The sequence below is a fragment of the Megasphaera intestinihominis genome, assembly GCF_040096415.1.
GTDB classification, from domain to species: domain Bacteria; phylum Bacillota; class Negativicutes; order Veillonellales; family Megasphaeraceae; genus Megasphaera; species Megasphaera intestinihominis.
The window spans coordinates 1-8,000 of record NZ_JBBMEU010000084.1; the positions used below are offsets into that span (position 1 = coordinate 1).

General features: G+C 58.2%; 7 protein-coding genes. 5 read left to right on the forward strand and 2 right to left on the reverse strand.

Annotated features, from left to right (window positions below; genetic code table 11):
• Together WMO23_RS10335 and WMO23_RS10340 are read left to right on the forward strand one after the other, a co-directional pair.
• Positions 1-226, forward strand: a 226-nt coding sequence (locus WMO23_RS10335; RefSeq protein ID WP_349174008.1) for a 6-pyruvoyl trahydropterin synthase family protein, incomplete at its 5' end; no start/stop codon positions are given.
• Positions 216-848, forward strand: coding sequence for a radical SAM protein (locus WMO23_RS10340; RefSeq protein WP_020310539.1), 633 nt, complete (start codon positions 216-218; stop codon positions 846-848). The genes WMO23_RS10335 and WMO23_RS10340, both read left to right, overlap by 11 nt.
• Positions 849-867: 19 nt before the next feature.
• On the opposite strand, the gene WMO23_RS10345 is transcribed toward WMO23_RS10340, so the two are convergent.
• Both WMO23_RS10345 and WMO23_RS10350 read right to left on the reverse strand, forming a co-directional pair.
• Positions 868-1,500 carry a 3'-5' exonuclease gene (locus WMO23_RS10345; protein ID WP_020310538.1) on the reverse strand — a complete coding sequence of 211 codons (633 nt, stop codon included), beginning with the start codon at positions 1,498-1,500 and terminating at the stop codon, positions 868-870.
• 218 nt (positions 1,501-1,718) lie between these two features.
• Complete coding sequence (locus tag WMO23_RS10350; protein ID WP_020310537.1) at positions 1,719-3,197, reverse strand: aldehyde dehydrogenase family protein; 1,479 nt, start codon at positions 3,195-3,197, stop codon at positions 1,719-1,721.
• Positions 3,198-3,400: 203 nt separating this feature from the next.
• Between WMO23_RS10350 and WMO23_RS10355 the strand changes: the two genes are divergently transcribed.
• From WMO23_RS10355 to gluQRS, 3 genes are read left to right on the forward strand one after another with little or no spacing between them, the layout of a single operon-like run.
• Positions 3,401-4,048: an HAD hydrolase-like protein gene (locus tag WMO23_RS10355; RefSeq protein ID WP_020310536.1), complete on the forward strand. Its 648-nt coding sequence runs from the start codon at positions 3,401-3,403 to the stop codon at positions 4,046-4,048.
• Between the two features lie 46 nt (positions 4,049-4,094).
• Entirely contained in the window at positions 4,095-7,016 is a 2,922-nt protein-coding gene (locus tag WMO23_RS10360) for an insulinase family protein (RefSeq protein ID WP_020310535.1), read from the forward strand.
• A gap of 12 nt (positions 7,017-7,028) precedes the next feature.
• Complete coding sequence (gluQRS, locus tag WMO23_RS10365) at positions 7,029-7,952, forward strand: tRNA glutamyl-Q(34) synthetase GluQRS (protein ID WP_020310534.1); 924 nt, start codon at positions 7,029-7,031, stop codon at positions 7,950-7,952.
• The last annotated feature ends 48 nt before the right edge of the window (positions 7,953-8,000 follow it).

Consider the following 8,000-nt stretch of genomic DNA (forward strand, 5'->3'; position numbering starts at 1 on the left):
GGCAGGTCACAGAGATGATCCAGTTATGACCGTGGAGATGCTCGCACTTGCTCTCATAATCGAGGAAATGGTCCACGCCAAGATGGACCATCAGAATCTGAACGATGTCTTCGACTTCAATCCGACGGCGGAAAATATCGCCAAGTGGATCTGCGACACCGTTCCCCATTGTGTCAAAGTGACGGTCCAGGAAAGCGAAGGGAACGTGGCCACTTATGAATTATAGCCTCTGTGTCAACGAGATTTTCGACAGTATCGACGGCGAAGGCAAGAAAGCCGGTCAGCTGGCGACGTTCATCCGCCTCTGCGGCTGCAACCTGCGCTGTTCTTACTGCGATACGGCCTATGCCTTTAACGAAGGCCGGCACATGGACATTGCCGATATCATCGCCCAAGTGTCCTATCCCAACGTCACCCTGACCGGCGGCGAACCGCTGTGCCAGGACATCCACGCCCTCCTGGAAGGGCTCAAAGGGCACAGCGTCAATATCGAGACCAATGGCAGCATGGACATCGAGCCGTATTTCAAATACGACCACGTCTGGTTCACTGTCGATTATAAGAGCCTGTCTTCGGACATGGCCAATCGCATGCTGCCGGAGAACTTCGAGAAGCTCCGGCCTCAGGACGTCCTGAAGTTCGTCGTCGGCGACGAAGCCGACCTGCGCCAGGCTCTGGGTGTCTATCAGCTGTACCGGCCTAAATGTGCCGTCTACGTCGGCGCCGTCTTCGGCAAAATCGAGCCGCGGCGCATCGTCGAGTTCATGAAGGAACACCGTCTGACGGACTGGCACATGCAGCTTCAACTCCATAAGATCATCTGGAACCCCGACGACCGGGGCGTCTAGCTGGGACGACGAAACGCCGTTATCCGCTGATTTGCGGGTAACGGCGTTTTTTGAAGATGGCCTGGTCGTCGTCGAGCATGTGCTGGAAGCAGAAGAGCGTCGCGTCCGTATCGGTCAGGCTGTCGTGCCAGTTGCGGCCGTGATAGCCGTAGTGGGCGGCGCAGTTCATGAGCTTTTCATAAGTGATGGTCTTCGTTTCCTGGTAATGGATGAGGGAAAAGGCTTCGGCCAGGTCGAGGTAGATGTCCTTGTCCGGCAGGACGACGCCCGACGCGTGGAGCTTGGCAATGTCGTTGAAGGTACTGTAGCCGACGATGAGGTCTGCATCCATGAAAAGGCTGCTGACCGTGTCGGCCCAGAGGATGAACGGGTCTTCACAGGCGACCTGTTCCGGCGTGATGTGATTGACTTCCATCGCTTCATCCCAGCGTTCCGTGTAGAGGGGCTTGAAATAGCGGTTCATGAGGACGTCGCCGCAGCCGTTCATGATGGACAGCTGGATGATTTCGGCGTCGGCCGTGAGGCCCGTCGTCTCCAGGTCCAGCGTCAGGATGCGCGCCGGGTCGAGGCGGCGGATGGCCTGTTTGATCTGCGGTGACCGGCGGATGCTCTGGCGCCGGGCTTTTTCTTTCTTCGACAGTAACTTTTTCATGGAAAAACCTCCTTTCTTCTCTGCAATGGCTTTATTATAGGAAGAAAGGAGGTCCTTGTCAATCGTTATTTCTTGGTGCTGGCACCGGTCGCAGCCTGCGGCGGAGCCGGCCGGTCGACGGTGGCAAAGCCGTAGACGGCCGTACAGGCCAGGAGCAGCATGAGCAGGAGGGAGATGATTTTTTTGCTGTCATAGGAGAAGTGTCCTTTCGTGATTACTTATTCGTATAAGCCGCTGGGCTTTTCCGAGAGGTTGATGAAGATATTCTTGGTCTGCATGTAATGGCGCATGGTCGTCTTGTCCGTTTCGCGGCCGATGCCGGAGAGCTTGTAGCCGCCGAAAGGTGCGCCGGCCGGCAGGGCATTGTAGGTGTTGACCCACATGCGGCCCGTTTCCACGCCTTTGGCTACGCGCAGGGCCCGGTTGATGTCGCGCGTCCAGACGGCGCCGCCTAAGCCGTATTCGCTGGCGTTGGCCAGGGCGATGACTTCGTCTTCCGTCTCAAAGGGCAGGATGCAGACGACAGGGCCGAAGATTTCTTCCTGGGCAATGCGCATATCGTTGGTGACGTCGGCGAAGATCGTCGGTTTGATGAAATTGCCCTTGTCGAGGCCGTTGGCGGTTGCCTTTTCGCCGCCGCAGACCAGGCGGGCGCCTTCCTGCTTGCCGATTTCGATGTAGCTGAGGATCTTTTCGACCTGACGGCCGTCGATCTGGGCGCCCATCTGCGTGTCTTCCAGCCAGGGCAGGCCGACTTTGACGCGGTTGAATCGTTCGGCCAGTTCGGCGACGAACTTGTCGTAGATCCCTTTCTGGACGAAGATGCGGGAGCCGGCGCAGCAGACCTGACCCTGGTTGAAGAGGATGCCCAGCTGGGCGCCGTCCATGGCCATGTCCCAATCGCAGTCGTCGAAGAAGATATTCGCCGATTTGCCGCCCAGTTCCAGTGTCGCCGGGATGAGTTTTTCCTGGGCTGCTTTGTAGACGCCGCGGCCGATTTCCGTAGAGCCCGTGAAGGCCAGTTTCTGGATATCCGGATGGTCGAGGATGTACTGACCCGACCGGGAGCCCTTGCCGGTGATGACGTTGACGACGCCGTCAGGCAGGACGCCTTCCAGGAGGTGCATCAGTTCCAGGACGCTGAGGGACGTCGTGCTCGATGGCTTGAGGATGATCGTACAGCCGGCGGCCAGGGCCGGTGCCAGTTTCCAGGCGGCCATGAGGAAGGGGAAGTTCCACGGGATGATCTGGCCGACGACGCCAATCGGTTCGTGGATGACCAGGCTCAGCGTGTGGTCGTCCAGGGTCGACGCCCGGCCGTCTTCGCTGCGGACGACGCCGGCGAAGTAGCGGAAATGGTCGGCTGCTGCCGGGATGTCGACGGCCTTCGTTTCCCGGATGGGCTTGCCGTTGTCCAAGGTTTCGATGAGGGCCAGCGTGTCGGCATTCTTATCGATGATGTCGGCGATTTTCAAGAGGATGGCCTGTCGTTTTCGGGGCGATACGTTCTTCCAGGCCGGGAAGGCAGCCTGGGCGGCGCGGACAGCGGCGTTGACGTCGTCCTGCGTCGCTTCGGCACAGACCGACAGGACTTCACCGTTGGCAGGGTTGATGGCTTTAAAGGTAGAACCGTCGCTGGACGGGACCCAGCGGCCATTGATATATAAATCGTAAGAGGGGCGGATGACATTTTTCATCAGGACACTTCCTTTCTACGTAATGGACATAAGAGAAAATGATTCTTTGTTAATGTAAAGTCATTATACCATAAGTATACTAAAACGGTCAACAATGGGAATTTTTTCACGGTCTTTGCCCTGTATAAATGATTGCAAATATTGACAAAGCAGGCTAAAATAGATAGGGTACACAATAAGTATAGTTTCACAGGAGAAGTTACATGTATAAATACGTTTTATTCGATCTCGACGGGACCCTGACCGATTCCAAGGAAGGCATCATCAAGTCCGTTGCCTATGCCCTGGAACAGATGGGCGAATCGACAGAAGGCCGTCTGGATCAGCATACTATCGTCGGGCCGCCGCTGTTGACGACCTTTGAAGACGTCTATGGCTTTTCGCCGGAAAAGGCCCGTCAGACTTATGCCTATTTCCAGGAACGCTACAGCACGATCGGCAAGTTCGAGAACCGGGCTTTCGACGGCATCGTTCCCATGCTCAAGGCCATGAAGGAAGCGGGCATCCGCTCGTTCGTCGCTACATCGAAGCCCCAGGTCCATGCCGAGGCAATCTGCCAGAAATTCGGCATCGATCCCTATGTGGAAGCCATTGCCGGACCGGCCGTCGGCGGGACTGATACCAAGGCTGACGTCATGCGGCGCATCCTGGCTGGCCTGGGCCCGGTGGAAAAGGGCGACGCCGTCATGGTCGGCGACCGCCGTTTCGACATCATCGGCGCCCACGAATTGGGCCTGCCCGTCATTTATGTCACCTATGGCTATGGCGATGAAGCGGAACGGAAGGCCTTCCAGCCCGATTACACGGCAGCGACCGTAGGGGACTTGAAACAGTTACTTTTGCAAGCATGATGCTAGCTATAATACATTATATAATAAGAGATGAAGGAGCATTTTTATGAAGTTACAAGAAAAACAGATGATCCATGGCTTTGCCGTCGACCGGTCCCGTTACGTACCGGAACTGCACAGCCAGGCCTATGAGCTGCACCACGTCCAGTCCGGTGCCCGCCTGTTATATATCCAGAATGACGACGACAATAAGGTCTTTTCCATTTCCTTCCGGACGACGCCGTCCGACAGCACTGGCGTACCCCATATCTGCGAACATTCGACGCTCTGCGGCTCGCGGAAGTTCCCCCTCAAGGAACCCTTTGTCGAACTGGTGAAGGGCTCGCTCAACACCTTCCTCAACGCCATGACCTTTCCGGACAAGACCATGTATCCCGTAGCCAGCCGCAACGCTGCTGATTTCAAGAACCTCATGGACGTCTATCTCGACGCCGTCTTCTTCCCGAACATGATTAAGGACAAACAGGTCCTCATGCAGGAAGGCTGGCATTATCATCTCGACTCGGCTGACGACGAGCTGACTTATCGCGGCGTCGTCTATAACGAAATGAAAGGCGTCTTCTCTTCACCGGACTCGCAGATGGAACGGCACGTCATGGATGCCCTCTTCCCGGATACGACGTATGGCGTCGAATCGGGCGGCAACCCCGATGATATCCCGAACTTGACGCAGGAAGGCTTTGCCGCTTTCCACGCCAAATATTATCACCCGTCGAACAGCTATATCTTCCTCTACGGCGATATGGATATCGACCAGACCCTGGCCTTCATCGACGGCGAATACCTGAGCCAGTTCCAGGCCCAGACCATCGATTCGGCCATCGGCCGCCAGGCCTGCCCGGGCAGCCAGGTCCAGACCTTCCCCTACGGCATTGCCACGGGAGAAAAGACGGACCACAAGACGCTGCACAGCCTGACCTATGTCATCGACGACGCCCTGGACCCGACGGTAGCCATGGCCTTCAAAGTCCTGACCTACGTCCTCCTGCAGTCGCCGGCAGCGCCGCTGAAGAAAGCCCTGGTCGATGCCGGTCTGGGCAAGGATATTTCCGGTGACTTCCAGGACGGTCTCCTGCAGCCCATGTGGGGCATTTCCGTCAATGGCTCGGACCCGGATAAACAGGACAAGATCCTGCCCATCGTCCGCGACGTCCTCAGCAACATGGTCCGCGACGGCCTGGACAAGACCCTGCTCACAGGCGCTTTGAACCGGACGGAATTCATCCTGCGCGAAGCCGATTTCGTCGGCCGCCCGAAGGGCCTCATCTACGGCATCCGCTGCATGGATACGTGGCTCTACGATATGGATCCCCTGGCTGCCCTGTCTTATGAAGGCTCCCTGGATGTGTTGCGCCGCGGCATCGACAACGGCTACTTTGAAGGCCTCATCCAGAAATACATCCTCGACAATCCCTATTACGCCCTGATCTCACTGGTACCGGAACCGGGCCTGACCGAACGGCACGACAAGGCCCTGGCCGACAAGCTGGCTGTTTACAAGGCTTCGCTCTCGAAAGAAGAAATCGACGCCATCGTAGCCGACTCCCAGGCCCTGCAGAAGCGGCAGGCCACGCCGGACTCGCCGGAAGCCCTGGAAACGATTCCGACCCTGACCCGGGACGACCTGGAAAAGAAGGCCGACACGATTGCCATGGAACAGCAGGATGTAGGCGGCGTCCCGGTCTGCTATGTCGCGGATGAAACGAACGGCATTACTTATGTCAATGCCTACTTCGACCTCCACGGCCTGACACGGGAAGAAATTTCCTATGTCTACCTGCTGAGCGACCTCATCGGCGATATGGATACGACAGACCATACGTATGGGGACATCGCGTCGCTCATCGACTTGTACACGGGCGGCATCGACTACAGCGTGTCGGCCTTTTCGAACCGGACGGACAACAAGGACTACATGCCGGTCTTCCGCTTCAAGGCCAAAGGCCTGACGCAGAACCTGGACAAACTCGTCGATTTGTTGAAGGAAATCTCCCTGCATACGGTCTTCACGAATAAGGACCGCCTGGTCGAACTCGTGGAAGAAACGAAGGCCGGCTGGGATATGGATGCCTTCCGCCGGGGCCATACGATCGTCATGCACCGCGTCTTGTCCTACGTTTCGCCAGTCGAAGCCTTCTGCGACGCCGGGGAATTGTCGTACTACGAATTCATTACCGATGTCGCCAGCCGCATCCACACGGACGCCGAAGCCATCGGCGCCAAACTCGCTGCGGTCATGAAGAAGATCTTCACCCGTTCGGCCCTGACCCTGGAAGTGACGGCCAGCCGGGACGACTGGCAGACGGCGAAAAACACTGTGTCGTCGTGGATCACGGCCCTGCCGCAGGGCGAAAAGCTCCAGGGCTTGTGCGATTTCGGCCTGTCCCGGAAGAATGAAGGCATCATGACCAGCGGCACGGTCCAGTACGTCGCCAAAGGCGGCAACTTCCGCAGCCACGGCTACGACTACGACGGCTCGCTCATGGTCCTCGATACGATCCTCCAGTACGGCTACTTGTGGACGAAGATCCGCGTCCAGGGCGGGGCGTACGGCGCCTTCACCCGTTTCTATGACAACGGCGACATGGTCTTCTGCTCGTACCGCGACCCCAATCTCCGCTCCAGCGTCGAAGCCTACGATGCCCTGGCAGATTATCTGGAATCCTTCGACGTGTCTGACCGGGAAATGACGAAATACGTCATCGGGACCTTGAGTCGCATCGACATCCCCTTGACGCCGTCCCTGCGGGGGGCCAAGGCCATGACCCGCTATTTCACGGGGACCACTGATGCCATTGCTCAGCAGCGCCGGGACCAGCTGCTGGCGACGACGGCCGCCGACATCCGGGCTCTGGCACCGCGCATCCGCGCCGTCATGGCCGATGACAATGTCTGCGTCATGGGCAGTGAAGCCAAGATACGCGAAGCGAAGGACTTGTTCACCAGCCTCATTTCGCTGCCCGATTAGGATGTGAGTGTCATGCGCGGACGTTTTGCGCCGAGCCCGACGGGCTATATCCATTTGGGAAATGTCTGGTCGGCTTTCCTGGCCTGGCTGCAAGTGCGCCAGGCCGGCGGGACCTTGGTCCTGCGGATCGAAGATATTGATGAACAGCGATCGAAACCCATCTTTACCCAGGCCCTCATGGAAGACCTGCACTGGCTGGGCCTCGATTGGGATGAAGGGCCTGACATAGGCGGACCTTACGGGCCGTACATCCAGCAGGAACGATACGACCGCTATGCGGCGGCCCTGGATACACTCAAAACCGCCGGCCTCTTGTATCCCTGTTATTGCAGCCGCGCCCGCCTGCAGGCCGTCGGCGCCCCTCATGCCGGCGAGCATACCGTCTACGACGGCCATTGCTACGGCCTGAGCGAAGCCCAGCGGAAGCAGATGACCAAGAAGCCGTCGTGGCGGGTCCATGTGCCGGAACGGACCATTTCCTTTACAGACGGCGTCTACGGGCCGTTCCACGAAGACTTGACGCGCTGCTGCGGCGACTTCGTCGTCCGCCGGGCCGACGACATGTATGCCTATCAGCTGGCCGTCTCCGTCGACGACGGGGCCATGGCCATCACCCATGTCCTGCGCGGCGAAGACCTGTTATCGTCGACGGCCCAGCAGATATGGCTCATGGAAACGTTGGGTTATACGCCGCCCGTATACACCCACGTGCCCATGCTCGTCGATGAAGTCGGGAACCGCCTGTCCAAGCGCCAGCACGGCATCACTATCCGCTCCTTGCGGGACCGGGGCCTTACGGCAGAAGACATCTTATCCTACCTGGCCTACGCCGGCGGCCTGGTGCCGGAACGGCGCCGCTATAGCCGGGATGAACTTGTCCGGCGCTGCGATTTCCACAAATTGCGCACCGAGCCCATCGTCGTAAACATGCTGTAGGGGCCGCCCCAAGGGCGGCCCGCCAGAGGAGACGCCCTCAGGTTCCTG